Annotated in this window: 22 protein-coding genes and 1 pseudogene; 4 read left to right on the top strand and 19 right to left on the bottom strand. The window is 61.5% G+C overall.

What is annotated here, in order from left to right; translation table 11 throughout:
• Nucleotides 1-2: 2 nt before the first annotated feature.
• The 4 genes from K7H91_RS18815 to K7H91_RS18800 are packed head-to-tail and all read right to left on the bottom strand — an operon-like array spanning nucleotide 3 to nucleotide 5,495.
• The gene (locus tag K7H91_RS18815; protein WP_230721770.1) at nucleotides 3-1,121 is read right to left on the bottom strand and encodes an ABC transporter ATP-binding protein; all 1,119 of its coding nucleotides are present in this window, start codon (nucleotides 1,119-1,121) and stop codon (nucleotides 3-5) included.
• Between the two features lie 2 nt (nucleotides 1,122-1,123).
• Nucleotides 1,124-2,911, bottom strand: coding sequence for an ABC transporter permease subunit (locus K7H91_RS25735; RefSeq protein ID WP_230721769.1), 1,788 nt, complete (start codon nucleotides 2,909-2,911; stop codon nucleotides 1,124-1,126).
• Nucleotides 2,901-3,980, bottom strand: coding sequence for an extracellular solute-binding protein (locus K7H91_RS18805; protein WP_230721768.1), 1,080 nt, complete (start codon nucleotides 3,978-3,980; stop codon nucleotides 2,901-2,903). The genes K7H91_RS25735 and K7H91_RS18805 overlap by 11 nt, the downstream gene beginning before the upstream one ends.
• Before the next feature lie 39 nt (nucleotides 3,981-4,019).
• A complete protein-coding gene (locus K7H91_RS18800) occupies nucleotides 4,020-5,495 on the bottom strand; it encodes a sulfatase-like hydrolase/transferase (protein ID WP_230721767.1) in 1,476 nt (491 codons plus the stop codon).
• Between the two features lie 174 nt (nucleotides 5,496-5,669).
• Here K7H91_RS18800 and K7H91_RS18795 point away from each other — a divergent pair, with 174 nt between their 5' ends.
• Complete coding sequence (locus K7H91_RS18795; protein ID WP_230721766.1) at nucleotides 5,670-6,635, top strand: sugar-binding transcriptional regulator; 966 nt, start codon at nucleotides 5,670-5,672, stop codon at nucleotides 6,633-6,635.
• Nucleotides 6,636-6,827: 192 nt separating this feature from the next.
• Here the strand turns inward: K7H91_RS18795 and K7H91_RS18790 are convergent, their stop codons facing one another.
• The 7 genes and pseudogenes from K7H91_RS18790 to K7H91_RS18760 all read right to left on the bottom strand — a co-directional run bounded on the left by K7H91_RS18790 (nucleotide 6,828) and on the right by K7H91_RS18760 (nucleotide 14,882).
• On the bottom strand, nucleotides 6,828-7,823 hold the full coding sequence (locus tag K7H91_RS18790) for a sugar-binding transcriptional regulator (protein ID WP_230721765.1): 996 nt from the start codon (nucleotides 7,821-7,823) through the stop codon (nucleotides 6,828-6,830).
• Between the two features lie 17 nt (nucleotides 7,824-7,840).
• Nucleotides 7,841-8,557 (bottom strand): amidohydrolase family protein, encoded by a 717-nt coding sequence (locus tag K7H91_RS18785; RefSeq protein WP_230721764.1) that lies wholly within the window; start codon nucleotides 8,555-8,557, stop codon nucleotides 7,841-7,843.
• A gap of 21 nt (nucleotides 8,558-8,578) precedes the next feature.
• Nucleotides 8,579-9,562 (bottom strand): ABC transporter permease, encoded by a 984-nt coding sequence (locus K7H91_RS18780; protein ID WP_230721763.1) that lies wholly within the window; start codon nucleotides 9,560-9,562, stop codon nucleotides 8,579-8,581.
• 12 nt (nucleotides 9,563-9,574) lie between these two features.
• Nucleotides 9,575-12,112, bottom strand: coding sequence for an ATP-binding cassette domain-containing protein (locus K7H91_RS18775; protein ID WP_230721762.1), 2,538 nt, complete (start codon nucleotides 12,110-12,112; stop codon nucleotides 9,575-9,577).
• 112 nt (nucleotides 12,113-12,224) lie between these two features.
• Nucleotides 12,225-13,268 (bottom strand): substrate-binding domain-containing protein, encoded by a 1,044-nt coding sequence (locus K7H91_RS18770; RefSeq protein WP_230721761.1) that lies wholly within the window; start codon nucleotides 13,266-13,268, stop codon nucleotides 12,225-12,227.
• Nucleotides 13,269-13,491: 223 nt separating this feature from the next.
• Nucleotides 13,492-13,797, bottom strand: a pseudogene (locus tag K7H91_RS18765) (transposase); the annotation flags it as partial.
• A 239-nt stretch (nucleotides 13,798-14,036) separates the two neighbouring features.
• Nucleotides 14,037-14,882 (bottom strand): IclR family transcriptional regulator, encoded by an 846-nt coding sequence (locus K7H91_RS18760; protein ID WP_230721760.1) that lies wholly within the window; start codon nucleotides 14,880-14,882, stop codon nucleotides 14,037-14,039.
• Nucleotides 14,883-15,015: 133 nt separating this feature from the next.
• On the opposite strand from K7H91_RS18760, the gene K7H91_RS18755 reads away from it, so the two are divergent.
• Nucleotides 15,016-15,306: a hypothetical protein gene (locus K7H91_RS18755; RefSeq protein ID WP_230721759.1), complete on the top strand. Its 291-nt coding sequence runs from the start codon at nucleotides 15,016-15,018 to the stop codon at nucleotides 15,304-15,306.
• Between the two features lie 6 nt (nucleotides 15,307-15,312).
• Here K7H91_RS18755 and K7H91_RS18750 read toward each other — a convergent pair whose 3' ends face one another.
• The 8 genes from K7H91_RS18750 to K7H91_RS18715 are packed head-to-tail and all read right to left on the bottom strand — an operon-like array spanning nucleotide 15,313 to nucleotide 24,418.
• Complete coding sequence (locus tag K7H91_RS18750) at nucleotides 15,313-16,818, bottom strand: aldehyde dehydrogenase (NADP(+)) (RefSeq protein ID WP_230721758.1); 1,506 nt, start codon at nucleotides 16,816-16,818, stop codon at nucleotides 15,313-15,315.
• An 11-nt stretch (nucleotides 16,819-16,829) separates the two neighbouring features.
• Complete coding sequence (locus K7H91_RS18745) at nucleotides 16,830-17,969, bottom strand: fumarylacetoacetate hydrolase family protein (protein ID WP_230721757.1); 1,140 nt, start codon at nucleotides 17,967-17,969, stop codon at nucleotides 16,830-16,832.
• Nucleotides 17,966-18,916 (bottom strand): ABC transporter permease, encoded by a 951-nt coding sequence (locus K7H91_RS18740; RefSeq protein WP_230721756.1) that lies wholly within the window; start codon nucleotides 18,914-18,916, stop codon nucleotides 17,966-17,968. Before K7H91_RS18740 ends, K7H91_RS18745 begins: the two co-directional genes overlap by 4 nt.
• On the bottom strand, nucleotides 18,913-20,421 hold the full coding sequence (locus K7H91_RS18735; protein ID WP_230721755.1) for a sugar ABC transporter ATP-binding protein: 1,509 nt from the start codon (nucleotides 20,419-20,421) through the stop codon (nucleotides 18,913-18,915). The genes K7H91_RS18740 and K7H91_RS18735 overlap by 4 nt, the downstream gene beginning before the upstream one ends.
• 55 nt (nucleotides 20,422-20,476) lie before the next feature.
• Nucleotides 20,477-21,433 carry a substrate-binding domain-containing protein gene (locus K7H91_RS18730; protein WP_230721754.1) on the bottom strand — a complete coding sequence of 319 codons (957 nt, stop codon included), beginning with the start codon at nucleotides 21,431-21,433 and terminating at the stop codon, nucleotides 20,477-20,479.
• Between the two features lie 33 nt (nucleotides 21,434-21,466).
• Nucleotides 21,467-22,669: an enolase C-terminal domain-like protein gene (locus K7H91_RS18725; RefSeq protein WP_230721753.1), complete on the bottom strand. Its 1,203-nt coding sequence runs from the start codon at nucleotides 22,667-22,669 to the stop codon at nucleotides 21,467-21,469.
• A gap of 35 nt (nucleotides 22,670-22,704) precedes the next feature.
• A complete protein-coding gene (locus K7H91_RS18720) occupies nucleotides 22,705-23,646 on the bottom strand; it encodes an MBL fold metallo-hydrolase (protein WP_230721752.1) in 942 nt (313 codons plus the stop codon).
• A gap of 22 nt (nucleotides 23,647-23,668) precedes the next feature.
• Nucleotides 23,669-24,418: an SDR family NAD(P)-dependent oxidoreductase gene (locus tag K7H91_RS18715; protein WP_230721751.1), complete on the bottom strand. Its 750-nt coding sequence runs from the start codon at nucleotides 24,416-24,418 to the stop codon at nucleotides 23,669-23,671.
• A 128-nt stretch (nucleotides 24,419-24,546) separates the two neighbouring features.
• On the opposite strand from K7H91_RS18715, the gene K7H91_RS18710 reads away from it, so the two are divergent.
• Both K7H91_RS18710 and K7H91_RS18705 read left to right on the top strand, forming a co-directional pair.
• Nucleotides 24,547-25,407, top strand: a complete 861-nt coding sequence (locus K7H91_RS18710; RefSeq protein WP_230721750.1) for an IclR family transcriptional regulator — start codon at nucleotides 24,547-24,549, stop codon at nucleotides 25,405-25,407.
• Nucleotides 25,382-26,629, top strand: a complete 1,248-nt coding sequence (locus K7H91_RS18705) for an AGE family epimerase/isomerase (protein WP_230721749.1) — start codon at nucleotides 25,382-25,384, stop codon at nucleotides 26,627-26,629. Before K7H91_RS18710 ends, K7H91_RS18705 begins: the two co-directional genes overlap by 26 nt.
• The last annotated feature ends 3 nt before the right edge of the window (nucleotides 26,630-26,632 follow it).

The raw sequence follows: 26,632 nt of genomic DNA, 5'->3' as shown, positions 1-26,632 counted from the left end.
CACTATCGGGCAAACACCATGGGCATGCGCATCGCCAGGTCGATGTCGACGATATCGCCAGGCTTCAAACCGATTGCACGCTCGATCGGAAGGCGCGCGACCAATACATGGGGATGGCAGTCGACCACCATGCGAACGGCATCGCCGAGGAACAACGCCTCACGGATTTCGCCGCGCCACCGGTGTCCGTCGTCGACCGCCTCTTTTGCCGGCTTCAGTCCGACATGTTCCACGCGCACCACGAGATCGACCGCGCCGTTGCTTCCGGCGGGAGATGACGGCTCAAGCGCCAGCGTACGTCCCGCTTCGTCCTGAAAAGGCCTGCCGTCATTGCTCGCGGTCATCGCAACGATATTCACCTCGCCAAGGAATTCGGCTACAAAGCGGGATTCAGGCTGGAGGTAGATCTGCTCGGGCGGCGCATCCTGCACGATCCGCCCGTCGCGCATGACAACAACGCGTTCCGACATCGTCAAAGCCTCCGTCCGGTCATGGGTGACGCAGACCATCGTGGTTCCGATTTCCCGGTGAATTCGCCGCAACTCCAACTGCATTTCCTCGCGCAGCACCCGGTCGAGAGCTGAAAGCGGCTCATCGAGGAGAAGCACATCCGGCTCGAATACAACGGCACGCGCCAAAGCTATGCGTTGCTGCTGGCCGCCAGACAATTCCGCAGGACGGCGGTCCCCATACGTATCAAGGCGAACGAGGGAAAGCGCGCGCTCGACACGCGCCTGCGCCTCGGACCGCCCGATCCGACGTACACGCAAGGGATAGCCGACATTCTGTGCCACTGTCAGATGCGGAAAAAGCGAGTAGTTCTGAAACACCATGCCGATATTGCGTCGATTCATCGGCACTGACGACAGGTCCCGTCCCGCGATCGAGAGCTTTCCACCGTCGGGCGTCATCATGCCGGCTATGGCGCGAAGGCAGGTCGTCTTGCCGGAACCGGAAGGGCCGAGCAACGTGACGAATTCGCCCTCGCGAATGTCGAGCGACACGTCGTCAAGCGCCACAACAGACCCGTAATGTTTGCGGATGCGCTCCAGCTTGACGAAGTCCGGTTGCGGCTCGCGATCACCTCGGTCAACTTCAACCGATATATTGATCTCAGACATGATCAGTCCTTTCGTAAGTCGGCCGCCGAAAGCGGCAGACCGAAGCCGCCGTTGCGACGCGCAAGAGCCAGGGCCACCGTCAAACCGATGACCAGCACTGCAATGAGAATCGAAGCGATGACGGCCGGCGCGGATGTCAGTTCCTCTTGCAAAGAAAGAAACATGCGCACGGTAACGGTCGGTTTTTGTCCTGTAATGAAGAGCGGCAGAACCAGATTGTCGAAGGCATGGAGAAAGCCGTAGACAAAGCCGACAAGCAAGCCGGGCGCAATCATCGGCAGCACGATTTCTCGCACGGTTCGCAAGCGCGAAGCGCCGCACATCAGTGCCGCGTATTCGATATTCTCATCAAGCTGGCGAACCACACCCGAGAGAATGACAACCACCAGTCCGACCGCAGCGGCGCCCTGCCCAAGGATCACGCCAGCCGCCGAACCGGACAGACCGATGCGGTTGGCAAAGATGAAATAGCTGATCGCGATCACGATCTCCGGCAACACAATGGGAATAACGAGAAGCGCAGTCCCTGCCTGGCCCCAGCGAGGCCGGCTGCGCGCAAAGCCATAGGCTGCCAGCGCGCCAAGCGCCGTGGCCAGCAGCGCGTCAATCGCCGCATAGACGACGCTGCGCTGAAGCGGCTGCATCCAACTCGGATCGGAGAGCGTATGGATATATCCCTGCAGGGTGAAATAGGCGGGAGGGAAGCTGATATCCCGTTCCGGTCCAAAGGAAAACGCAATGATCACCAGTTCCGGCAGGATCAGAAAGGCAAGGACCAACCCGGCCGAAATCCGCCAGGCCCATGTCCAAAACCGTTCCGGTACGCGCTCAAGAATGGGAAACAGGCTCTGCGAAAGCAACGATTGCACCGGGCCGATGGCGTGATGGGTATGTCCGCGCAACCGCACCCGGCCGGCAAGAGCGAGGAACATGGCGGGAACCGCGGCCGCGACGAGCATGATCACGGCCATCGCAGCGGCAAGGTTCCAGTTCAAAAGCGTCGTCGCCTGATCGACCAGCATCTGCGCGAACAGCAGACCACGCGTTCCGCCGAGCGTCTGCGGAATAACATAGGCGCCGAGCGAGAGAATATAGACAAGTGACGCCGCCGACCCGAGACCAGGAAGCGACTGCGGCAATGTGACCGTCAGGAATTCCTCGATCCGCGATGCCCCAAGGCTGGCGGCCGCTGTGCGCTGCTGCGCATCGATCTTCTCCATCCCCGACCACAATGTCAGCACCGCGATCGGCAGAAGAATGTGGATCATGCCGATCATCGTGCCGAAATCGCTGTGGCCCAGCAGAAGCGGCTCCGAGAGCAGTCCAAGTCCAAGCAACATTTCGTTGACAGGTCCACGCAAGGCAAGGATCGCCGCCCAGGCGTAGGTACGCACGATCACCGATGTGAGATAGGGCAACGCGACAAGGCCGATCATCACCGACTTAAGCCGGCCAGGAATCCGCATCAGCGCATAGGCCATAGGGTAGGCCAGCACCAGGCAGCAAAGCGTGACGGTGATGGCGGTAACCAGCGTCTTGCCGAGAACAACGAAGAAGGTCGAACTTGCCAGTAACCGCTGAAACTGAATGAGCGAAAACGACTGACCGTCACGCAGGCTGTCGAACAGAAACTGCGCCATCGGCCAGACGGCGAAGATGCCAACGAAGACAATCGCGGGCAATGCGAGCAGAAGCGGCCCATGCAGGCAGGCGTTCAACCATAACCGGAGCGCGCCTTCTCGGCCGGCCCCGAAGGGCCGGCCGGATATTCCGGCGTGGTCAGCGAGCACGGAAGTTGTTCCATCCATCAAGCACGAGCGAGAGATTGCTCTGCCCCAATTCGCCCTCCGAACTGTAATAATCGTAGTTGATCGTCCGGTAATTTTCCGGGTGATTGCCCGAGAACGGCATGTAGGCCTGCTGCTCCTCGGTGAAATTCCCGGTGACCAACGGCGACGGCACGACAATCCCGTAATTGGTCAGTTCGGTGTATTTCACCTGCTGTTCCGGTTCGAACCACCATTTCAGGAATTGCTGAGCGGCCTCGTTGCCATTCGGAGCATCCTCCATGACCACGGCGTACTGGCGGGCAACCGCCGTGCCGGGAGGTGCTGCAAGCTTGATGTCCTGACCGGCCTTAACCGCCGAAAGCGCCGCAGGGGCATAAGACCATGTCATCACAGTATCACCATTGACGATATCCTGGATGCCCTTGGGCGCATTGTCCCACAGCACGATGCTGTCCGCCACCCTGTCCAGTTCGGCAAAAGCCTCTTCAAGATCGAGCGGGTAGAGTTCATCCGGCTGAACGCCTGATGCGATCAGCGCATATTCGAGATTGATCGGAACGCCCATGCCGCCTGATGCCATGCCCCTGTTGCCCGGCCATTTCTCGGTATCGAAAAAATCGCTCCAAGAGGCCGGCGCATCATCCTCGAAGGTCGGGGAATAGACCAGAAGCGCTGCCGTATCCTGCGAGACGGCGTAATCCTCTCCAATCAGCCCGGCCTCCTTCATCGCGTCCAGAACATCCGTGTTCCAGCCGGAGATATCGATGGCCGTGAACACGCCCTGCGGCTGGATCAGATTGTAAATATCGCTGGTCACGCCGAGCGCAAGGTCAAAATCGGAGCGTCCTGTCCTGGCGGCAAGCTGCATCTTGGCGCCATAGTCCGTGTCCGACATCGTAATACCGACCGCATCGACGCCCGTCGCCGCCGAATAGTCCTTGAGTATTGCCTCCACGGCGTTACCGTTGATGCCGGCCGCATGAGCCACCACCACCTGCTCGGCATGGGCGGCGAACGGCAATAGAACCACCGCCGTCATTGCTGTAAGAATGGATAACTTGTTGAACATGATACACTCCTCCAGTTTGAAAAGATGCGACCCTCGAGGTCACCATTGCGCTTTTCGCGCCGGACGCGGCCATTCAGTCGCGACCAGAACGTCGAGCAGACTGTCCTTCATACGCTCCCGCTCGAGCCTGTAGGCGGGATCGTTGTAGAGATTTGTTTGTTCGGTGGGATCACGCCCCAAATCATAAAGTTCGCCATCACGCGGGCGCTGCGTTGTCGGCGCTCCATGCCAAACAACCAGCTTCATGTGTTTTTCGCGCAGCATGGTCGTGAAAACGGGAGGCGTTGCGCTGTGCCCGCTGTCGCGATATTCCGCCAGAGCCCAGTCGCGCCAATCCGTCGCATCGCCGCCGCACAGCATCGGCAACAGGCTTTCGCCCTGCACCTGCTGCGCGTCACCGGCTCCAGCCGCCTCCAGCAATGTCGCGGTCAGATCGATCAGTTGAACGATTTCCTCGCGCCTCTGGCCGGGCGCGATCTGGCCAGGCCATCTCACGATCAGCGGTACGCGCACCAGCGCGTCATAAAGCATAGGCCCCTTCAGCATGATGCCGTGATCACCCAGCATCTCACCGTGATCGGAGCTGAAGATCACGATCGTATTTTCGCGTTGGCCCGACGCCTCCAACGCCTCCAGAATGCGGCCGACTTCCGCGTCGATCATGGAAACCATCGCGAAATACCCGGCCCGTGCCTCGCGCAGTTCCTCCGGTGTATATTCGGCAAAGCCCGGCGCTTGTCCGCCATAGGACTTCCGGTGATACTCGCTTTGCACGAGCGGCTTGGTTTCAAGCTCTTCCGGTCCGCCAACGGGTCCCGGAAGATTTTTCGCATCGTAGAGCGCGCGGAAAGGCGCAGGCGCGCCGAAAGGATGATGCGGGTCGAAAAAATTTGCCATGAAATAGAAGGGAGCATCGCGACGTTCCCCGATGAAGGCGATGACCTCCTCGGCAATCCAGTGGCTGTAGTGAGCCTCCACCGGCAGGACATCGACGGCCGTTGCTCCCTTGGCAATATTGCCAGCCTCCGCCGTAGCTCCCGAAGTGTCGCCGATCCGGGACCAGATATCCGGATGATTGTCCTCCAGCCAGCGGTGAAAGGCGTTTTCGGCGGAACGGTGAATCGGGTCGTGTGACCATTTATAGACCCGATAGCCGTCCTCCCGGCGTGGCTCCGGTCCATTGGCGCATGGCGCAAGGTGCTGCTTTCCGGCCATACCGCAATCATAGCCGGCCCCGGCCAGTGAGCGTGACACCATCGTCCGGTCTTCGGGCAGTTCGACGCCATTGGCCCACAGACCGTGGGCATGCGGGTAAAGCCCGGTCGCAAAGCTTGCCCGTGACGGGCTGCAAATCGGATTCTGCGCATAGCAGGAACGGAACATCGCCCCCTCGGCGGCAAGCCGGTCGAGATTGGGCGTGCTTATCGCCGGATTGCCCGCGCAGCCAAGCGCATCAAAACGCTGCTGATCAGTCATCAAAACCAGAATATTCGGACGTTTCACGCCATTAGTCATGAATTCTCATATCGCTCATATGTGCATTTTAATAATCATATGAGCATGCCATTTTCGTTAGCGTCAAGAAAAAATCGAATAATTTCCGGAATTTTCTGGCTTCCCATCCAGAAATAACCACGTATTGTAACGCACATATGCTCATATGAGCGCCATAAGGACACGCTAACACCGATGCCTGCAGACGTTGACAGCTTTACCGACCGTATTCTTTGCGCCGCGGCGGCGCAGCGCTTTTACCTGGACGGCATCGCCAAGTCGGACATCGCGAAGGAATTGGGGATCAGCCGCTTCCGCGTCGCGCGTTTGATTGAAAAGGCGTTGCGCGAGGGCATCGTCAGGATCGAATTCATTCACCCTGCCGACGCGGTCGACTATGAGTTGAGTGCCATACTGAAACGGCGGATGGGCCTGGCAAACGCCGTCGTCGTCAAGGACGCCGGCCTTGATACGGACATGTGTATTGACAGCATGGGCCGGGTGGCGGCGGAGCTGCTCTGCGACATCAGCGGGCCAGACGATATCCTGGGTGTCGCCTCGACCCTTGCCACGGAGGCGATGACCCGGCATGCACGCCCCTTCTCCGCCCGTGCAGTGGTCCAGCTCGGCGGGGCATGGCCCGGCGTGGCAAACGGCCAGACCTCGGTCGAGATGGTGCGTCGGATCGCGGAACTGACCGGCAGCCCCGGCCACGCCTTCTACGCGCCGCTCGTCGCCAGCGATAGCGACGCGGCCGATGCGCTCAGACGCCAGCGGGACTATCATGTTGTCAGTGCTCTCTTTCCCGCCGTCACGCTCGCCATCGTCGGGCTGGGCGCTTTGCGCGAGGGGCAGACATCGCTGTGGAGCATTCTATCGCAGGAAGAGCGTCAGGAACTGGCGGAAAGCGGCGCTGTCGGCGAAATTTGCGGACAGACCTTTGATCGAAACGGCCAGTCGGTGAAATCAGAGTTGTCGCACCGCTCGATCGCTGCCGGGCTGGACCAGCTTGCAAAATGTCCGAATGTGTTATGCATCGCCTTCGGCGAACAAAAGGCGGGACCGATCGCCGCCGCCATCCGCGGCGGCATCGTCAACTCACTGATCACACATGCAACGGTGGCCCGCGCCGTTCTGGAAACCCTTTCGGTCGAAGCGTGACCGGAAGGTTTATTCCCTTATCCATCGTTACCACTCGGCAATCCGGCCTTGTCCAGCGCGCCGGCTGTCGCAGCGCAGACCCTTGGCTGCGTGGAGCATCGTTTTCCAGCGTCGGGTCGCCGGTCTTCATGCCAGGCACTTCGCGCGGCATGTCGATGTTGCCGCCACGGCACTGATCACCCCGCAAGATCGTTACCGGTTGCCTTTCTGCGTCAGTTCGTCATCGAGAAGAATCCGGGCCGTATTCTCATCGGTGATCAAACCGTTGGCGAGCCGGCCTTTGAACGCCGCGACAATCGCGGCGGCGCGCTGTGCGCCGGAGGCGACGATGATGACCGGGCGGTGTTGATCGGGCTTTGGGAGGTATGATGTCAGGCGCTCGTGATATTCTGCGGCGACGATCGCGCCCTCCACGTTGATGGCAAAGCCCAGAAACTCGCCGACAGCGCCTGCCTCGATCGCCTGCCGTGTTTCCTCGGCGGTGATGAAGCCGTCCTCCAGAAGGGATGACTTTGCGCCGAAAAAACCCATCCCCATGATCAGCACCTGCGCCTCGGCAACAAGACTGCTGATCGACTGATAGCCTGGCTGTGCCTGAAGCACCCGGCGTTCCTCGGCCGTGTTGGTGATGATCGGCATCGGGCGCGGGTAGCATTCCGCCCCCAGTGCCTCGGCAATCCAACTGACCACGTCGTGATTGTTGGCCTTGCCGTCGCGGGTCAGATTGCCCATCAGCGAAACGCAGCGGCATTCCGGCAGGTCGCGGCGCTCGATACGACGCGACAGTTCACGCATCGTCCGGCCATTCCCTACGCCAATCGTGAAGGGTTCGCTCGACGGCAGGATGGTTTCGAGATAGTGTGCACCGAGACTGCCGACTGTCGCGAGATCCTCGATCGTCTCGGATTCGTTGGGCGCCACGTCACAATAGCTGAGGTCAAGCTTCTCCCGCAGCCGTTCGGCCAGTTCGATGCAGTCGGTCAGCGCATGCTTCAGGCGGAACTCAATCAGACCCGCGCGATGCGCGAGCGCCATGAGACGCTGGACCACCTGCCGGGAGACCTGCATCTCCCTGGCGATCTGGTCCTGCGTGCGCTGCTTTTCATAGGAGAGCCACGCCGCGCGCGCCGCAAGGTCGAGGCGCCGGTCGGGATTGTCAACCGGATTGCGCGGAACCGGCTTTTTCATTTCATCCGTACCCACGGTCAGAGCTTGAGAATACGGGCGATATTACCGCCCACGATCTTACTATAAGCATCAGCATCGTCGGTTGCGCTACTCATTTTCTGGAATTCGAACGCGTAATCCACGAAAGGCGAATCCGTGCCCCAGATGACCTTGTCGGCGCCGACTTCGCGAACGGCCGTCTGGATCTCGAAGATCGGCGCCCGGGAGGTCTCGAGATAGAGATTCGGATACTGAATGGCAAAGCGGATCGCCTGATCGACCGACCAGAAGAAGCCCATATGCGCCATGATCAGCGTGACATTCGGAAACCGCTCGGCCATCAGCGCGAATTCCGGTGGGCAGTTGTAAAGGTCGCTCGCGCCGTGCACGACGATCGGAATGCCGTAGCCCTCGCAAACGGCAAACAGCGGATCGCAAAGCTTCGGATCGGAAAGGTGATAGCCGCCGATGGTGGGGTGAAGCTTCAGCCCCTTGAAGCCGTAGGTCTCCACGCAGCGCCGCACATCGTCGACCGCGGTGTCGTTCCAGGGGTTGACCGCGCAATATGGAATGAGGCGATCGGGAAATTCCCTGTGAGCGTCCCGGATCGGCTCGTTGGAGAAATCACCCTCCACGAACGGAAACATCACCGCCTTTTCCACCCCGGCCTTGTCGAGTTTGGCAACGAGGTCGGCGCCGGACTGATGCGCCTTCTTGATGGTGCCGACGTGATTATGGGCATCGATAATCGTCATGACCTGTTTCCTTCTTTGAGTTCATGTCCGGCGCTTCAGTCCGCCCACCGCCATTGCGAGGAGGATGAAACCGCCATTGAGTGCGAAACGGTAGGGCGCGCCGAGGCCGACGATCGTCAGGCCATTGCCCAGAAATCCGATGAACAGCGCGCCGATAAGTGTACCTGGGATGCTGATCCCGCCCTGCCGGGAAAACAGCGTTCCGAGGAAGACCGCCGCGAAGGAATCAAGCAGGAAAGGCTCGGCCCCGCGCGGCATGGCAACCCCGGTGCGCGAGGCAAGCGCCACGCCGCCGATGGCCGCAAGCGCGCCGGAGGCGACGAAGCCGAGGGCGAAGACCGAGCGAATGGACAGTCCTGCCAGATATGCGGCCCGCACATTGGCGCCGATCGCCTTCGCCCGCCGCGAGAAGCTGGTGACCGACATCAGCCCCCAGACGAGGAAAAAGAGCACGACGGCCAGCACGATCAGGGTTGCAACGGGACCGATGCTTCCCTGGCCGAGAAAGAGGAAGTCCTTGGTCAGTCCACGCGGCAGCGAAAACAGGATCTGCGGTTCCGCACCGTTGGAGAGGACGAGTTCGCCGGAGCGGATGATGAACATCATGCCGAGTGTGCCGATAATGGCCGGTACGCCGATATAGGCGGCGAGGATGCCGTTGATCCCGCCGGCGACGATACCGAACACAACCGGGATGACAAAGGCCATCCAGGCCGGCTCGCCCCTGATGATCAACATGGCCGCGATCAGTCCGGCGGCATCGGCGATCTGGGCCGCGGAAAGATCAACCCCGCGCATCGACATGACGATCGCCATGCCGAGCGCGATCGCGATCAGCACGGCAGATTGCCGCAGCACGTTCAGTACATTGTTGGGATGCAGAAACGCAGGCTGCAAATAGTAGAAGATTGCGAGCACGGCGAGCATGCCGAAGATCGCGCCGTAGTCTCGGAGAAACCCGACGACGGTTGCGCCGGTCGACTTTCGTGTCAATGCGTGGTTCATCTCGCCGACCTCCTAGAACAGCAGCACTTGGCCGATCTCGCGCCGTCGTATGACGCCGATCGCGATCGACAGAATGAGCACCGCTCCCTGAATGGCCGGCAACACCTGATTGGAGATGCCGATCAGGATCAGGCCGTTCGAGAGCGAGGCAAGGAACATTGCCGCCACCACAGTGCCGGTGACATTGAGCTGACCACTGCGCGACAGGGTGGAACCGAGGAAGGCCGCCGCCAGAGCGCTGATCAGAAAATCGATACCGGTGGCCAGCGCCGAGGCGCCATAACTGTAGGAGGTCAGCACGACGCCCGCAAAACCAAGAACCGCGCCGCCGATGATAAAGGAAGCCAGCGCATAGCGCGGCTGGCGAATGCCGCGCAGTTCGGCTGCGGCGAGATTCTGTCCCACCGCATACATTCTGAGGCCCATGCGACTGCGTGACAGGAAGATGTGGAGCACGAAGGTGATGGCGACGAGAAGAATGAAGACCACCGGAACCGGCCCGACATATCCCTGGCCAAGGAGGAAGAAGCCGGGCTCGTTCGACAGGGTGATTGCCTGTCCGCCGTTATAGAGAAGCGTGGCGCCCATCGTCACGAACATCATGCCGAGCGTGGCCACGAAGGGCGGCATCGCGAATATCAGCACAAGCGCCGCATTTATCAGTCCTACAACAGCACCGATGGCGATGCCCGCCCCGAGCGCCACTGCTGTTCCCGCGGAACCGACGATCAGGCCGGCAGCGACATTGGAGCTGAACTGACTGATCGCGCCGGCGGACACATCGAGCCCGCCGGCGATCAACACCAGCGTCAAGCCGAGAGCGATAAAGGCCAGCACCGACCCCTGCTTGAGCACATCAAAGATGTTGCCCGGATTGAGAAACTGGGGTGAGAGAAACGCAATCACCGCGATGGCGACCGCCATGCCGAACAACGATCCCCAGCGGGCGAAGAAACGGCCGAGGCCGCTCTCGTGATGTTCGCGCATTTCCACTTCGGCAGGCGGGGCGGCCTTGTGTCCGGTGGAGGAATTTTCGGCATCCCCATCCGCGCCGGAAGCGTGAAAGAGCACTGTGGCGACATCGAGTTCGTCGCGTTCGAGAACGGCGTTGATCCTGCCTTTCTGCATGACGGCGGCGCGATCGCACATGCCGACGATTTCCTCAAAATCCGAGGAAATCAGGATCACGACGGCCCCGCGCCGCGCCAGGGCCGTCATCTGGCGGTAGATTTCCACCTTGGAACCGACATCGACCCCGGTCGTCGGTTCGTCGAAAATGAAAACCTCGGCATTGCCCGGCAGCCATCGGCCGATGACGACCTTCTGCTGGTTGCCGCCTGACAGGTTTTTGGTCGTGGTCGCGATGTTCGGCGGCTGGATCGCGAGGTCACGCTGAAGCTGCTGCGCATCTGCTTTCTCGCGGCCGAGATTGAGGAGCCCAAATGTCGCCCATTTCGAGATGTTGGGCAGTGTCATGTTTTCGCGCATCGACAATTCGCCGATCAGACCATCATGCCGGCGATCTTCGGGAATGAGCGCGTAGCCTTCGTTCTTGGCTGCCTTCGGGCTTGACGGGTTCGATGGTTTGCCGTTGAGCGTCACCGTTCCGCGTGTTCGCTTCATTGCGCCGATCAATGCCAGCGCAAGCTCTGACCGACCCGCGCCCATCAGCCCAGCAAGGCCGAATATCTCTCCGCTGCGGATATCGAGATCAACGCCGCGTACGGCATTGCCGACCGCAAGGTCCCTGATCGACAGCGCTGTTTCGCCGATCGCAACGTCTTCCTTCGGATAGAGCTGGGAGATCTCGCGACCGACCATCATCTTGATGAGGTCCGGACGCGACGTCTCTCCGACCTCCTTCGTGGCAATCAGCCTGCCGTCGCGCAGCACAGTCATCCGGTCGACCAGATCCAGCACTTCATCGAGGTAATGGGAAATGTAGACGATGGTCACGCCATCGTCGCGCAGACCGCGGATGACGCCGAACAGAAGATTCACCTCGGCTTCTGAAAGCGAGGCGGTGGGTTCATCGAGGATGAGAATTTTAGGATCGCGCACGAGCGCGGCGGCGATCGCTACCTGCTCGCGCTGTGCCACGGAAAGGTCGCGCACCAGAGTGTCTGGCGTGAAAGCCGCGCCAACCTTTGCGAGCGCCTTTTCCGTTTCGGCCCGCATCTCCGGCAGGTTCAGAAAACCGGCGCCGCGGGTGCGTTCGATCCCGAGAAATACGTTCCGGGTGACGTCGAACTGGGCAACGAGCTGCTGGTCCTGGTGAACGATGACGATGCCATTCGCCTCGGCCTCGGAAGCACGCGACATCCGGACAGGTTTGCCCTCGACGAGAATCTCGCCGCCATCATGCTGGTAGACGCCGGTCAGCACCTTGACGAGCGTGGACTTGCCGGCGCCGTTCTGGCCAAGAAGCGCATGGATCTCGCCGCGGCGCACCTGGAGGGAGACATCCGAGAGGGCGAGGACGCCCGGGAATTCCTTGCGGATATTCCGGCATTCCAGCGCCAAAGGGGCTTGATCGAGATGCAAAGTCATCGGCGAAACCATACGATTGTCAGGTCTTCCCGCTCGGAGATGACCCTGATTTGGAAAGTGGACCGGCGCCGCACAGAGACGGCGCCGGTCCGCTGACACGCGGGAGATGCGGTCAGGGGAGGATGGGCTGAATGACCACCAGATCCTTGTCCTGGGGATAACGGGCTTCGACGTCGGCTTTGTCCATGCCGAGTTCGTCCCATATCTGCGGACCCCAGCGCTTCTCAGCGGCGGCAACGCCATTGCCATGTACGGCCAGCCAAGCATCGGTGTAAAGCGCGGACGGAAATTCCTCGGCGCCGCCGAGCTTTTCAACCAGCACCTCGGCCGCCGTGCTGCCGATGGTCGGCACGTCCTGAACGACGGTGGCCACAAACGGGCTGTTTTCATCGAGCAGCATCTGGAAGCCGATCCGGTCGCCGTCAATGGACGCAGCCTTGATCTCGGTGCGACCGTTGCGGCGGATCGCTTCAACGGCGCCGGAGGTCAGAAGGTCGTACGCGCCCCAGACCGCGGCGATGCTGCCGGGAGCCGGGTTGGCGGTCAGCAGGTCTTCCATCTGCGTCTGGACGCGGGCAACGGAATGCTCGGTCGGGACCTCGTGCAGGGTCACCTGAGGATAGTCCGCGGCAACCGCCTCGAGAACGCGCTTTCGGGTTTCCAGAAGCGGCGCGCCCGGAACCCAGAATACATAAACGTCGCCTTTGTAGTCGATGCTCGACAGCAGAGCGCGGCTCATCATCGCTGACATCAATGCGTCGTCGCCGCCAACATCCGCCAGCGCGCCGGCGGTGGTGGCGCCAACCGAGGTGGTGACGACCGGGATACCGGCGTCGTTTGCCTTGGCGACGACGGGTGCGAGCTGTTGGGCATCACCGAGCTGCACGATGATACCGGCAACGCCGGAATTGACCAGGTTCTCGATGTTTTCGTTGTGCTGGCGCGGATCGCCGCCGCCGTCGGTCACGACGATTTCCGCGCCGGCCCCCTCGAGCACTTCGCGCGCGCCGGCAATGATGTCGCGGTTGTAGTCATTCGTGATTTCGCGCGCGGCGATGCCGATTTTCTTGCCGGACAACTCCTGAGCGCCTGCCTGCATCGGCAGTATCGCCATGGTCGCGGCCACAGCTATTGCGTGAAATAATGAGACTTTCATTCGAGGCTCCTCCCTGGGAATGCATATCCTAAAGCCGATCAAATAATCGATAGTCGATATATTGATCATCATTGGATGAAACTGTCAAGGAAGTCGCGCGCCCCCCCAAACACCCGAGGGCATCGTAAACTTGACGGAATGTGGAACTCGATGGGTGATGAAGGTTCATGACAGGTCGTGATCAGCTCTATCGCCGGCATCGCGTCCCGGCCAAAGCCATTTGTACATCGGCATCCATCGACAGGCCGACGAACCAGCGAAACAAGAGATTGTAGTTGATCTGCTCCATCAGCATCCGCTCGGAGCGGATCGAGAAGAAAGCCTGCAAAAGCGTGACCCGAAGCAGCATCTCGGGCGGGATCGAAGGTCGGCCGACGCGCGCATAAAGCACCTCAAACCGACCACTGAGCGACGCCAGAACCTCATCCGTCAGCGTTCGGATCGCCCGCAACGGATGATCCGCCGGAACCCGTTCCTCCAGCCGTACGAAACTAAAAAGCTCATCCCCGTGATCCGATCGCCCGCGCATAAATCCACCCCCGCAAATCAATGCCGAAAGTGAATCACAAACTCTGCCCGCTGACGAGGAGTTTTGCAGCAGCCTGTTAAAGCGAGTGGGGTCACAGTGCCGCGCCGAATGACAATCTGGGCCTCCTGTCTGAAGGGTGAGCTGCAACAACACCATCCAATCAGTCAGGAGGCTCCGTTCAAAGCCGGCCCCAATCGCCGCGATAGCGGCTTAGTTCAATCCCAATGCTTAATCTGTCACTACGGCCCAGAGCTTGCCGGAAGATCCTCCGGCATGGGCAGGTGCAGCGGCTTGACCAGGACAGGCTTCAGAGCCTTTCGAATGAGACGCGCCTGCTCCTGCAGATCGGGCTTGTCGCTCGCCAGGGAAACGGCGCTGACGGCCGCGATCGGCCTTGCGTCGTCCAGCACGGCCACAGCCACCGCGGTCAGCCCCTCGACATTCTCTTCGTTGTCGACCCCGAAGCCCATTCGGCGGGCATCGACGATGCGGGACCATTCCTCCTCAAGCGTCTTCGGCGCATTCTTCGTCCGTGGCGTGAGCGCGTTCTTGAAGCGGATCTTGAAGCTTTCGAACGTCGGGCACTCATAGGCCACCATGGCCCGGCCCATGGCGGTGGTCAACGCCGGAAGGCGCATGCCCACGCGCGTACCCGGCTGGATCGCGCGGCGCGATTCGATCTTCTCGATGTAGAGGATCTCCTGACCTTCCAGCACCGCGATATGACAGACTTCGTTGATCTGGTCGGCGAGCCTCAGAATGGCGGGTCTGAGCGTCAACCGGATATCGAGGCTGTTGAGGTAGCTTTGCGAAAGGTAGCCAACCGCACTGCCGAGCCGATAATAGCCCGTGATCGGGGACTGCGCGACGAAATCGCGGAAGCGTAATGCGCCGAGCGTGACATGCAGACTGCTGCGGTTGAGCCCAAGTTTCTTCGCGACTTCGATCAACGGCATGCCTTCCGGCCCGGCTTCGGCCAACACCAGCAACGCCCGCAGCGCCTTGTCAACGCTCGGCATGGCGGACCGCTGGATCTTGTCGTTGGAATCCGAGCCCTTCGCTTCGTTTTCGCCGGCTCGTGTCATGAATCCTCCAAACGCGTCATCTCCGGTTATCGATACCGGCTACAATCGGCAAACGCCACCCAAAACGCTCCGCATTGCAGTTCAGGGCGGCGGGTCTCGCAAGAAAGTGATTCATCGCAATGGAGGATATCCCATGGCCGAACCGGCACGTTTGACGCGGCCGGACCGCCGATGCCGTAACGCCCACGCCCTAACCTTCGGCGGCATATCCGCCCGCCGCGGCCGAGAGCACGAGAAATTCCGGTGGGACGGCGAACCTGCGCCGCAGATCATCGCCTGCGGAAAACGCACAGCTTCGTTCAAATTTGCCGCCGCAGACGATATCCTGTTAACGGTGAACCGCTCCAAGCGGTTTACGATACAGCATAACTGTATGGCTAAACCGGATTTGTCAATGTTCGACGATGTCGCGCGAGGTTCGTGACACGAATTAAGTCAGGTCGTCAGGCAGCAGTTCGCTCGGCATATTCTGATAGGAAACCGGACGCAACCAGCGGCGGATCGAAAGCGTGCCGACCGAGGTCGCGCCGAAATTGGTCGATGCCGGGTAAGGTCCGCCGTGAACCATGGCGTCGCAGACTTCGACGCCGGTCGGAAAGCCATTGGCCAGAAGGCGTCCGGCCTTACGCTCGAGGATCGGCATCAAACGCCTTGCCGCCGTCCGGTCTTCGGAATCGAAATGCAGCGTGCAGGTCAACTGGCCAGCAAGCACCCGGGCGACGGCCTGCATTTCCGCCGCGTCGGAAGCAAGCACGACCAGACCGAGCGGGCCGAACACTTCTTCTCCCAACGCCGCGTTGGCGAGCCATTCGCCGGCCGTCGTGGCATAGAGATAGGGAGCGGCGCTGCGTGAACCGGCCTCGGCCGCGAAAATTTCCTCAACGCCCTTGCTGGCGGCTATCCGGTCGCGGCCTTTGCGGTAGGCCGCCGATATGCCGTCCGTCAGCATGACCTGAGGAGCAACCCCGGCAAGAGCTTCTTTGACACCCGCAATGAAGGCGGAGGACGCGGCCTTGCCGGAAACGACGGCGATGCCCGGATTGGTGCAGAACTGTCCGGCGCCGAGCGTCAGCGAGGCGGCCCATCCGGAGGCGATTTCCGAAGCGCGCGCCTCAAGTGCGTGTTCAAGAACGAACATCGGATTGACCGAGCCGAGCTCGCCGTAGAAGGGGATGGGCGATGGCCGGACGGCGCAAAGGTCGAACAGGGCGCGTCCCCCGCCAAGGCTGCCGGTAAAGCCGACCGCCGTGACCAGCGGATGCTGGACGAGCGCTTGACCGACGGTGCGGTTGCCGCCCTGGATCTGGCTGAAGACGCCGGGCGGCATATCACATTCGCGGATTGCCGCGTCGATCGCCTGGGCCACCAGATCGGATGTTCCGGGATGGGCGGAATGCCCCTTGACGATCACCGGGCAGCCGGCGGCCAGGGCGGACGCCGTGTCGCCGCCCGCAGTCGAAAACGCCAGCGGGAAATTGGAAGCGCCGAAAACCGCTACCGGCCCGACCGGACGCTGCATCAGACGGATATCGGGACGCGGCGCGGGCTTGCGGTCGGGCAGCGCCGGATCGTGGCGGCGATCGAGATAATCGCCGGCCTCGATGTGATCGGCGAAGAGCTTGAGCTGCCCGGTCGTTCGGCCGCGTTCGCCGACGAGACGCGCTTCCGGCAATCCCGTTTCCTTGCTGCCCATCTGCGCGATCGCATCGCCGCGCGCGTCGATCGCACGCGCGATCGCGCGCAGGAATGCCGCACGCCTTTCCCGGCTGGTGTAGCCATATTCCCAAAACGCCTCTTCGGCGGCCTCGGCGGCCTTGTTTACCAGTTCGGGCGTTCCGACGGAGAATGTGTCGGGTTCGCCGCTGGCCGGTTCGTTCCGAAAAGTTTCATTACCGCCGATCCATTGGCCGGCGATCAGGTGTTTGCCCTGAAGCATGACCTCTCCTTTCAGATAAGCTCTCGTTTCGCGAGGTTTCGCATCAGATGGCTGATCCCGAAGGTCCATTCCGGGCACTCCGTGGACAGCCTGACGGTGTTCTCGAGTGTTCCCAACCCGTCGGCGGAAATGCGCACGACGTCACCGGTCTTGTGGGTGAACCCTTGGCCGGCCACATCGCGGTCCTGCGTCGGCGCGAACAGCGTGCCGAGAAACAGCACGAAACCATCGGGGTACTGATGATGCCGCCCGACCGTCTGCGCGATCAGGGTGTCCGGATCTCGACTGATTTCGCGCATCGACGACCGGCCTTTCATGACGAAGCCGTCCTGCCCGCAAACCTCGAGATCGATTTCGGCCATCCGGACATCATCCATGGAAAAGCCCTCATCGAACAACCGGATGAACGGACCGATCGCGCAGGAGGCATTGTTGTCCTTGGCTTTCGACAGCAGCAGGGCTGACCGGCCCTCGACGTCGCGCAGATTGACGTCATTGCCGAGCGTTGCGCCGACGGCGCGACCGCGCGACGAGACGGCGAGCACAATTTCCGGCTCGGGATTGTTCCAGCTCGAGACGGGATGCAGGCCGATCTCCGCCCCGTGGCCGACGGATGACAGCACCTGCGATTTCGAGAAGACTTCCGCGTCCGGGCCGATGCCGACCTCCAGATACTGGCTCCAGAGACCCTCCTGGATAAGGACCTCCTTGACCCTGGACGCCTCCGGCGAACCGGCGCGGATATCGCGCAGGCTGTCGCCGATCAGCATGCCGACGCGTTCCCGGATGGCCTCGGCGCGTGCCGGGTCGCCGGCCGCACGCTCCTCGATGACGCGTTCGACCATCGACCGGGCGAAGGTCACGCCGCAGGCCTTGACCGCCTGGAGATCACACGGCGCCAGGAGCCGCGTGACGTTTTCGCCCGTCGATGCGACCCGTTCCAGATCGTCGAGCGCGCCGATATCCGTGCCTTCGGCGGTCCTCACATAGTCCGCGGGATCGTCCATTTCGCAGACATCGCGCACCAGAGGCGCCCTGCGGCACGTGATGTCGATGATGCGGCCATCGCGGATGGCCACGACAGACGGTCCGCCCGCTTCGGCGTTCCAGATCCGGCCGAGATACGTCCCTTCCTTGTGGAAACCGGTCATTCATTCGCTCCAAGTTTTCCGGCCTGCAGATTGGTGATGAAGACGGCGAGCAGAACGACGGCGCCGCGCACGATGTTCTGTGCGTAGGAATTCACGCCGTAAAGCACCAGCGCATTGCCGAGAATGGAAATGAAGAAGACGCCGAGCAGGGTCCCGATGATCGAGCCTCGTCCCCCCGTCAGCAGCGTTCCGCCGATGATGACGGCGGCGATCACCTCGAATTCGAGCCCGTTTCCAATCGCCGATGTTCCCGAGCCGATCCGCGCCGTCAGCAGGACGCCGGTGATGCTTGCCAGAAATCCGGTCGCGGTGAAGACGAGCACGCGTACCCGGGCGACGGGAAGTCCGGCGATCTGCGACGCCTTGGCGTTGCTGCCGACCGAATAGATCTGGCGGCCGAACACCATCTGTCGCGAGACGATCCAGAATATCACGGCCAGCAGCAGGAAGATGAGGACGGGCAACGGCAGTCCGAGGAAATTGCCGCTGAGAAAGTCGAGCACCGGGTTATAGACCGAGATCGGCGAAGCGTCGGTGATATATTCGGCAATGCCCCGCAGCGACAGGAACAGCGCCAGCGTGACGATGATCGAGGGTATGCCGAGATAGGCCCGCACCGCGCCGGCAAACAGGCCGACGATGGTGCCCGTGATCAGCACGATGATCAGCGCGGCCACGATATCGATTCCGAGGTCCCGCGTCAGCACGCCGATCAGCGCCGAGGTGAGCGCAACCGTCGCCCCCACCGATATGTCGATCTCGCCCGCGATGATCACCCAGGTCATGCCGAGCGCGATAATGCCGGTGAAGGCCGCCTGGCGGAGAATATTGACCTGGTTGATCGTCGTCAGGAAGTTCGGCGCCGTGACGGAAAAAATCACGAAACAGACGATGGTCGCGAGAACCAGCCCCGCTTCGTGGCTCTTTACAGAGCGCATGTTCTTCATGTTGCTTGCTCCATGGGGGCTTCATCGACGCGCAGGATCTTTTCGAGAAGATCGTCGAACCGGCATTCGCGCGGATCGACGGCGCCGGTGTTTCGGCCGTGTTCGAGGATCATGATCCGGTGGCAGAGGAGCATGAGTTCCTCATACTCCGACGACACCAGGAGGATCGCCATGCCCCGGGAGGCCAGCGCGGCGATTTCACGATAGATCTGCTGTTTGGCGTGCACGTCGACGCCGCGCGTCGGCTCGTCAAGCAGCAGCACCTTCACGCCCGAATTCAGACACCGGCCGAGAACGACCTTTTGCTGGTTCCCGCCCGAAAGCGAGGCGACCGGATCGGACAGGCTGGCGAGCTTGATGTCGAGCTGTTGGCGGGAAGCCTCGGAAATCGACTTTTCCCCTGCCCTGTCGAGCCAGCCGATGGCGCGCGACACTTTCGACAGGCAGGAAAGAACGAGGTTCTGGCGTATCGGGAGGTCGAGGATGATGCCTTCGGCCTTGCGGTTTTCAGGCACCAGGCACAGGCCCTTCCGGATGAGTTCGCGCACGTTGCGGCCGGAAATTCCCTCGCCGAACAATTCGCTCCCCCCCGCCTGCATCGGCGCGATGCCGGCGAGCGCCTGCAGCAGTTCCGTCCGTCCGGCGCCAAGCAGGCCGGCGATCCCCAGCACCTCGCCCCGGCGAAGGTCGAAACTCACATCACGCACCTTCGGGCCGGCGGCGAGATGCGTGACCCGCAGCGCGATCTCGTCCCCCGGCTTTCCGATATCGAACTGTTCGGCTTCCTCGTCCTTGCCGCCGATCATCTGGGCGGCAATGCGCGAGATCGAGGTATCGGCGAAGCGGTTGGTTTCGACCGCACGGCCGTCGCGGATGACGGTCACGCTGTCGGCCACCCGGGCGATCTCATCCATGCGATGCGAGACGTAAAGCACCGCCACCCCCTCGTCCGAAAGCTTGCGCACCACGTTCAGCACGCGTTCGACTTCGTCCTGCGGAAGAGAGCTCGTCGGTTCGTCCAGAATGAGCAGCCGGGGATGATAGGCGATCGCGTGCGCGATCTCGCAAATCTGCAACTCAGCGATCGAAAGCTCGCCCATGCTTTTGTGCAGTGGAATCCGTTCCCCGAGAATATCGAGGGCCGCCTGCGCCTTTTCATAGACTTCCGAATAGTTGATGAAGCCTGCCCTGGAGCGCCAATGGCCGAGCATGATGTTTTCGGCGACCGTCAGTCCGTGAACATGGTTCAGTTCCTGGTGCACGGTGGCGATTCCCGCATCCAGCGCATCGTTGGGTGAATTGAGCGTAACGACCTCGCCGTTCAGCCTTATCGTGCCCGATGTCGGGGCTTCGAGGCCGGACACCATCTTGATGAAGGTTGACTTGCCGGCGCCGTTGCGGCCCATTAGGGCGCGGACCTCCCCTTTCTCGATGGAGAAGGAAAAGTTGTCGACGGCCAGCACGCCGGGATACTGTTTCGTCAGGTTTTCAGTGGATAGAAGCATGCTCTCGTCCTGAAGCGCGCCGGCGGCTCCCGCAGGATCCGCCGACGCTTGCCCGTCAGCCATTGTCTTTGAGGTAGCTCTCGACCGCCTTCGGATCGTCGGCGGTAAAGTTGGAGACGGGAACGATCTGGTCAAACGAACCGATGTCCTCGCCCGCATCGAGCTTTTTGACGACCTCGACGGCCGTACGTCCCGTCGCGAGCCCGTCCTGGCCGGTGGTCGTCAGCAGCGTATGCGGCTCTGCAAGCAGCATCTGCCCCAGTTGCGGCGTCATGTCGGTGCCGAACACCGGAATTTCGCCGGCGCGACCGGCGTTTTGAACCGCCTTGACCAGCCCCACGGTACCGCCGTCGTTGGCGGCCCAGAGGGCGTCGACATCGGGATTGGCGGTCAGGATGTTTTCCGCCACCGGAACGGCCTTGTCGACGACATAGGCTTCCTGATCGGCGACGAGATCGACGGAGATGCCTTCGTCATCGAGGACCTTGAAGAAGGCGTCGCGGCGCTGCCGGCAGATCTCGAAGGAATCGCAGGTGAGAATGCCCATCGTGATGCTGTCGCCGATATTTTCCTTTATATATCTGGCGGCATATTCACCGGTCGCCCGGCCGAGGCCGGCCTGGTCGGAGAGCACGAAGGCCTTGACGTATTGCTTCTGCGCATCTTCGTTGAGGCAGGTATTGTAGCAGATGACGTCGATGCCCGCCTGCGCGGCACGGCGGATTGCCGAAACCGAACTATCCGGATTGAGCGGCGAGGTAATGATCGCGTCCACCTGCCGCGTGATCAGATCGTCAAACCCGCGCGATTCCTTGGCGGCATCGCCGTTATAGTTCACAATGATGGTGTTGCCGTCCGAATTCGCATCCTGAACGCCCTTCACCACGTTCGAGAAATAGGTATCGCCGTTCAGAAGCATGACGCCGATCGTCAGGTCCTTGGCGGATGCGGGGGCGCCGAACGCGCCTCCGATTGCCGCCGCGATGAATGCACTGATAATGGTCGCTTTCATTTTCTCCTCCTCATGATTGCGAGCCGGTTTTCGTTACCACGCCGGTATTATCGGGAACCAGCCGGGCCGATTGGGGTCGGGGCCGACGGTATTGGCCTCGACATAGACATTGCGGTAGATGCCGCTGGCATGAATTTCGCGGTATTTTTCCACCTTGTCCTCATCAAGCTCGACGCCCCAGCCCGGTCCTTCCGGCGGAGCCAGAACACCATCCTTGGGCAGCAGCATGTCGCCCTTGATGATATCATCGGTGAGGTGATGGTAGTGCGCGTCGACGGCCGCCGTGAGGCCGATCATCGTCACGCCGGTATGCGCCATGACGGCCATGCCGATGCCGAGTTCGATGCCGGAATGCATCGACAGGCCGATGCCCATGGTGCGGGCCACGGTGTCGAGCGTCTTGACCTGGGTCGGTCCGCCCCAATACCACGGGTCGGTCAGGATCACGTCGATCGCGCGGATCTGGACCGCCTGACCGAGTTCATCGAAGCTGGTGACGCACATGTTGGTCGACATCGCCAGTTTCGTGCGCTGACGCACCGTGGCCATGTTGGGCTGGCCGGCGACCGGATCCTCGAAATATTCAAGGCCGACGGTTTCGAGACGCGGCACCATCTCGATCGCCGTTTCGACGGTCCACGCCGATTGCGGGTCCAGTCTCAGGCGGATGTCGGGTCCGAGGCGCCCGCGCATCGCTTCCATGGTTGCGACCTCGGTGCGCGCGTCGAGCACACCGCCCTTGAGCTTGACCGTGCGGAAACCGAACGCGTCGACGAGGTCGGCGGCATGGCTCGCCATCTCATCCGGCGTGCTGACGGCGGGCGCGCCGGTCTCTTCGCTTGGATAGCGATAGAAGCAATAGGCGGCCATGTTGATCGCGTCGCGCAGCTTGCCGCCCATAAGCCGGTAGGCGGGCATGCCGGTTGCCTTGCCCATGATGTCGATGCAGGCCATTTCGAGGCCGGACGCGACCAGCGGATCGCGGCTCCAGTAGAAACGGTTGCCGATGATGTTGCGGATGACGTCGAGATCGAAGGGGTTTTGCCCGATGATCGGCTTGCCGAGCGCTTCGACCTGCGCCGCGCTGGCGGCGGTTTCGCCGAGGCCGACAATGCCTTCATCCGTATGCATCTTGATGATCGTGCGCGTGAATGCGATATGCACGCCATAGGCGAATCGCAGTGGCGCCTGCACCGGAACGGTGACCTCCACGGTTTCGATTTTCGTGATTTTCATTGAGTTTTATATCCTCCAATGTGTCGGTAATAGTTTCAGCCGATGCGCTGATAGGTTTCCGGGCCGACACGCTCGATCTCGTAGGCGTGAAGGAACTCGTGGATGTGGGCGTCGACCATCATGAGCGAGCGGAATTCGGGAGCCTTGCCCATGGCCTTGCACGTGCCCTGCCACACCTGTTCCAGCGTCACCGGACGCCGGCCGATCTGCTCGCGGATCACCTGCTCGGTCCGGTCGATGAAGGTCAGCACCTCCTCGACGAGTTCCAGAAACTCGTCCGCGCCGCGGGCGTGATAGTGAGACATGGCGACGCTGGTCACGTCCCGGTCGGCGACGAAGCTGCGCAGCTTGCGTAGCGACTGTCGCAGCACCGCCGGCTTGGCATGGCCGTGGAAAATCGGCCAGTCGATGCCGATCACCGCGTCGCCGAGCACCAGCATTTTGGTGTGACGCTCGAACCAGCCGAGCTCGGCCTCGAGATGGCCGGGAAGCGAAATCGCCTCGATTTCGATCCCGCCGCCGAGCCTGACAGTTGAGCCCTCGGTCAGGGTCAGATCGACGCGCACGCCCTCGCTGTAGGTGGGCTCCAGTTCGGCACGCAGATCCGGGCCATCGCCGATGATATGCGGATGATGGAGGGCAAACTCGCGCAAATTACGCTCCGTGTCCTCGATCCACGGCACGGCATCCTCGACGGTGACGACAAGCGCGCCGTGTTCCTTTTTCAGTCGCGGGAAATTGCCGATATGGTCGTGATGGCCGTGCGTGTTCAGAAGATACTGCAGCGGCTTGTCCGAGCGGCCGACCCCGGTGCGCTCGAGCAGCCGGTTGATGTATTCGCTCGAATTGGGCATCCCGCCGTCGATGATGGCGGCGCAGTCGTCGCCCCTGATCACGTGCAGATAGAGCGGGACTTCAGGCGTCAACGCCTGGTAAATCTGCGAGACCGGCTCGGCGAGCCGTTTGACCTCTTCCATTTCAACCTCCTCCGGATTGAATTCAGAACGATGCCGTCAGTCCTCCGTCGACCAGATGCGACGATCCGGTGACGAAAGACGCGTCGTCGGAAAGCAGGAAGACGACGAATTTGGCCACTTCGATCGGCTGCCCGATCCGTCCCAGGGCATGCAGGGCGCCCCATTGGGCCAGTTGCTTTTCCGGCGAACCGGGCGAGAAGTGTTCGGCGTTCTTGCGCACCAGCGGCGTTTCGATCGTGCCGGGGCAAACGGCGTTCACGCGAATGCCGTCGCGGCCGTGATCGAGCGCCATCGTGCGCGTCAGCGAGATGACGGCACCCTTGGTGGCGGCATAGGCGGCAACCTCGGCCTGCGTCGCGATCGCCTGGATGGACGACATGTTGACGATCGCGCCTCCGCCATTCGCGATCATCAGCGGTATGATGTGCTTCGACACCAGAAAGATGGATTTGAGATTGACCGCCATGACGCGGTCCCAATCGGTCTCGCCCATGTCGACGACCGAGCCGTGAAGTTCCAGCCCCGCACAGTTGAACAGACCCTTGACCTCGCCACGAGCCGCGGCGGCATCGGCGAGCCGCGCGCAATCTTCAGCGCTGGTGATATCGCACTTGTGGACAAAAATACCCGGACCGGCGATTTCGGCCAGTCCTTCCTCGTTCAAATCCGCGGCGATCACTGTCGCGCCGCAGGCTTTCGCATATTCCGCGGTTGCCCGTCCAATACCGGACGCAGCACCGGTCACAATGATCGTGCCATTGAGTTCCGGCAACCTTCTTCCTCCCGTTTTTGTTTTTCTGTATTTGACAATCTAAAACGTAGTTCGTTATCACAGAACATGACAAACCACTCCACGGCTTGTCAAGCACTGAAATGGAATTCGCCGGAGGCACGACTGCAATGACCATACCGACTGAGCCGGCGCGCTCTTCGAGCGACGGTTCGAAACTTCCGAGCGTCGACAAATCGCTTCGCGTTCTGCTTGCCCTGGCGGAAGCCGGCTTCGGCGGCGTCGACCTGCGCACGCTTTCGGCTCGTCTCGGCATCAACAAATCGAGCCTCCACACCTCGATTTCCGCGCTGAGATTCCGTGGCTTTGTTTCGCAGTCGCCGGACACCCGGCGATATTATCTCGGGCCGGCCATCGCCGATCTTTCCCAGATCTATATGCGCCGATACGACCTGCGCAGCCTGCTGCGGCCGGGGCTGATGCGGCTGACGCGGGAAATCAACGAAGTCTGCTATATGTCACAGCTCGACGGGACGGAGATCCTCTATCTCGAGCGCACCGAATCCCGGCGGCCGATACAGCCGGGCATCCAGAACGGCACGCGCCTGCTCGCGGTGAACACGGCCATGGGCCGGACCATGATTGCCGCGGCCTATGAGGATTTCGACAGTTTTGCCCGTATTTTCGGTCCCGGCTACCAGCCGCGCACGGCCCATGCTCCGCCGACGATCGAAGCGGCCTGGCAGGAGATCGAGGCGGTGCGCCGCCGCGGCTTCGGCATCGATCGCCAGGAAAATGTGGAGGGGCTGACGGCAGTCGCCGTCGGGATCGTCAACGGCGGCGCGCCGGTTGCCAGCGTATCCGTCGTTTCGCTCGCCAGCGATCCCGGAGCGGATGAACCGCTCCGGCATCTCGACCGGCTCAGGCAGATCATTGCGGAATCATTGCAGCCGCCAATGGAAATCTTTCAGGCACACGACCAGAACAGCAAAGGGAGAAGGACCTATGAAGAAATGGACAAGTCTCGATAGCCATCGTTCGTGGCTTTTCGCGCAGGCCAACGCCATCCTCGATTTCTATCAGTACAATGCCGTTAACCCGGAGGGCGGCTTTTTCGATCTCGACGACGACGCGCGACCGCTGCCGACCGGCTGGCCGCCGGCGCCCGAAAAGGCGACCAATCTGTTTCAGACGACCCGGATGGTGCATTGCTTCGCGCTTGCCCAGCTCATGGGCCGTCCGGGCGCAATGAACCTCGTCGATCACGGCATGCGCCATCTCTGGGAGGTTCATCGCGACACCAAGAACGGCGGCTACTACTGGGCCAACGGCCTGAACGGGCCAGTCAGCGACAGCAAGCAGCACTATGGACACGCTTTCGTGTTGCTGGCGGCTTCGTCGGCCAAGCTCGCCGGCCATCCAGATGCCGACCGGCTGCTCGCCGATGCGACCGAAGTGCTCGACAAGCGCTTCTGGGAGGAGACACACGGCGCCGGCGCCGAGGAATTCACCGCCGACTGGCAACCGGTCGGGCCCTATCGCGGCCAGAATTCCAACATGCACCTGACCGAGGCCCTGATGGCCGCCTTCGAGGTGACGGGAGAACGGATCTATATCGACAAGGCGCTGAGCATCGCCGGGCTGCTGATCGACCGCATCACGCGATCGAACGAATGGCGGCTCGCCGAACATTTCGACACCGCCTGGAAGATCGATTACGACTACGATCAGGATGTCTTCCGGCCTTACGGCTCGACCATCGGCCACTGGCTGGAATGGACCCGCCTGCTGCTGCAGTTGTGGAGCCTGACCGGCCGCCGGCATGACTGGCTGCGCGAAGCGGCCCGCAACCTGTTCCGCAATGCCTGCAGCGAGGGCTGGGACAAGGAGCGCGGCGGTTTTTATTTCACCGTCGGCTGGAAGGGCGAGCCGGTCGATCGCGACCGCTACTGGTGGCCCTGCACGGAGGGCATCGGCGCGGCCCATTTCCTCAACGACCTTGAAGACGATCCGTTCTACGAAAGCTGGTATCGCCGCATCTGGGACTGGTGCGACGCCCATCTGATCGACCATCGTCTCGGCGGCTGGTTCCATCAGCTCAACGACGCGCTCGTTCCGGTTACCGACCCGTGGTTCGGCAAGCCGGACATCTACCACGCATTCCAGGCCTGCATCATCCCGCTTCTGCCGACCGACGGTTCCTGCGGCATGGGCCTGAAGAAACACGGCATCATTCTTTCGGGAGGCAAGTGAACA

Source organism: Martelella mediterranea (assembly GCF_021021415.1).
Lineage (GTDB): Bacteria > Pseudomonadota > Alphaproteobacteria > Rhizobiales > Rhizobiaceae > Martelella > Martelella mediterranea_C.
This window is presented reverse-complemented; position numbering and strand designations above follow the sequence as displayed.

Bases quoted from the DNA above. Each gene is read 5' to 3' on its own strand.
- K7H91_RS18720 (WP_230721752.1), bottom strand. From the start codon at position 23,646: ATGGAAGAGGTCAAACGGCTCGCCGAGCCGGTCTCGCAGATTTACCAG.
- K7H91_RS18730 (WP_230721754.1), bottom strand. From the start codon at position 21,433: ATGAAAGCGACCATTATCAGTGCATTCATCGCGGCGGCAATCGGAGGC.
- K7H91_RS18785 (WP_230721764.1), bottom strand. From the start codon at position 8,557: ATGACGATTATCGATGCCCATAATCACGTCGGCACCATCAAGAAGGCG.
- K7H91_RS18740 (WP_230721756.1), bottom strand. From the start codon at position 18,916: ATGAAGAACATGCGCTCTGTAAAGAGCCACGAAGCGGGGCTGGTTCTC.
- K7H91_RS18725 (WP_230721753.1), bottom strand. From the start codon at position 22,669: ATGAAAATCACGAAAATCGAAACCGTGGAGGTCACCGTTCCGGTGCAG.
- K7H91_RS18800 (WP_230721767.1), bottom strand. From the start codon at position 5,495: ATGACTAATGGCGTGAAACGTCCGAATATTCTGGTTTTGATGACTGAT.
- K7H91_RS18710 (WP_230721750.1), top strand. From the start codon at position 24,547: ATGACCATACCGACTGAGCCGGCGCGCTCTTCGAGCGACGGTTCGAAA.
- K7H91_RS18760 (WP_230721760.1), bottom strand. From the start codon at position 14,882: ATGACACGAGCCGGCGAAAACGAAGCGAAGGGCTCGGATTCCAACGAC.
- K7H91_RS18750 (WP_230721758.1), bottom strand. From the start codon at position 16,818: ATGCTTCAGGGCAAACACCTGATCGCCGGCCAATGGATCGGCGGTAAT.
- K7H91_RS18775 (WP_230721762.1), bottom strand. From the start codon at position 12,112: ATGACTTTGCATCTCGATCAAGCCCCTTTGGCGCTGGAATGCCGGAAT.
- K7H91_RS18780 (WP_230721763.1), bottom strand. From the start codon at position 9,562: ATGAACCACGCATTGACACGAAAGTCGACCGGCGCAACCGTCGTCGGG.
- K7H91_RS18770 (WP_230721761.1), bottom strand. From the start codon at position 13,268: ATGAAAGTCTCATTATTTCACGCAATAGCTGTGGCCGCGACCATGGCG.
- K7H91_RS18735 (WP_230721755.1), bottom strand. From the start codon at position 20,421: ATGCTTCTATCCACTGAAAACCTGACGAAACAGTATCCCGGCGTGCTG.
- K7H91_RS18705 (WP_230721749.1), top strand. From the start codon at position 25,382: ATGAAGAAATGGACAAGTCTCGATAGCCATCGTTCGTGGCTTTTCGCG.
- K7H91_RS18790 (WP_230721765.1), bottom strand. From the start codon at position 7,823: ATGAAAAAGCCGGTTCCGCGCAATCCGGTTGACAATCCCGACCGGCGC.
- K7H91_RS18745 (WP_230721757.1), bottom strand. From the start codon at position 17,969: ATGACCGGTTTCCACAAGGAAGGGACGTATCTCGGCCGGATCTGGAAC.
- K7H91_RS18795 (WP_230721766.1), top strand. From the start codon at position 5,670: ATGCCTGCAGACGTTGACAGCTTTACCGACCGTATTCTTTGCGCCGCG.
- K7H91_RS18805 (WP_230721768.1), bottom strand. From the start codon at position 3,980: ATGTTCAACAAGTTATCCATTCTTACAGCAATGACGGCGGTGGTTCTA.
- K7H91_RS18755 (WP_230721759.1), top strand. From the start codon at position 15,016: ATGGCCGAACCGGCACGTTTGACGCGGCCGGACCGCCGATGCCGTAAC.
- K7H91_RS18815 (WP_230721770.1), bottom strand. From the start codon at position 1,121: ATGTCTGAGATCAATATATCGGTTGAAGTTGACCGAGGTGATCGCGAG.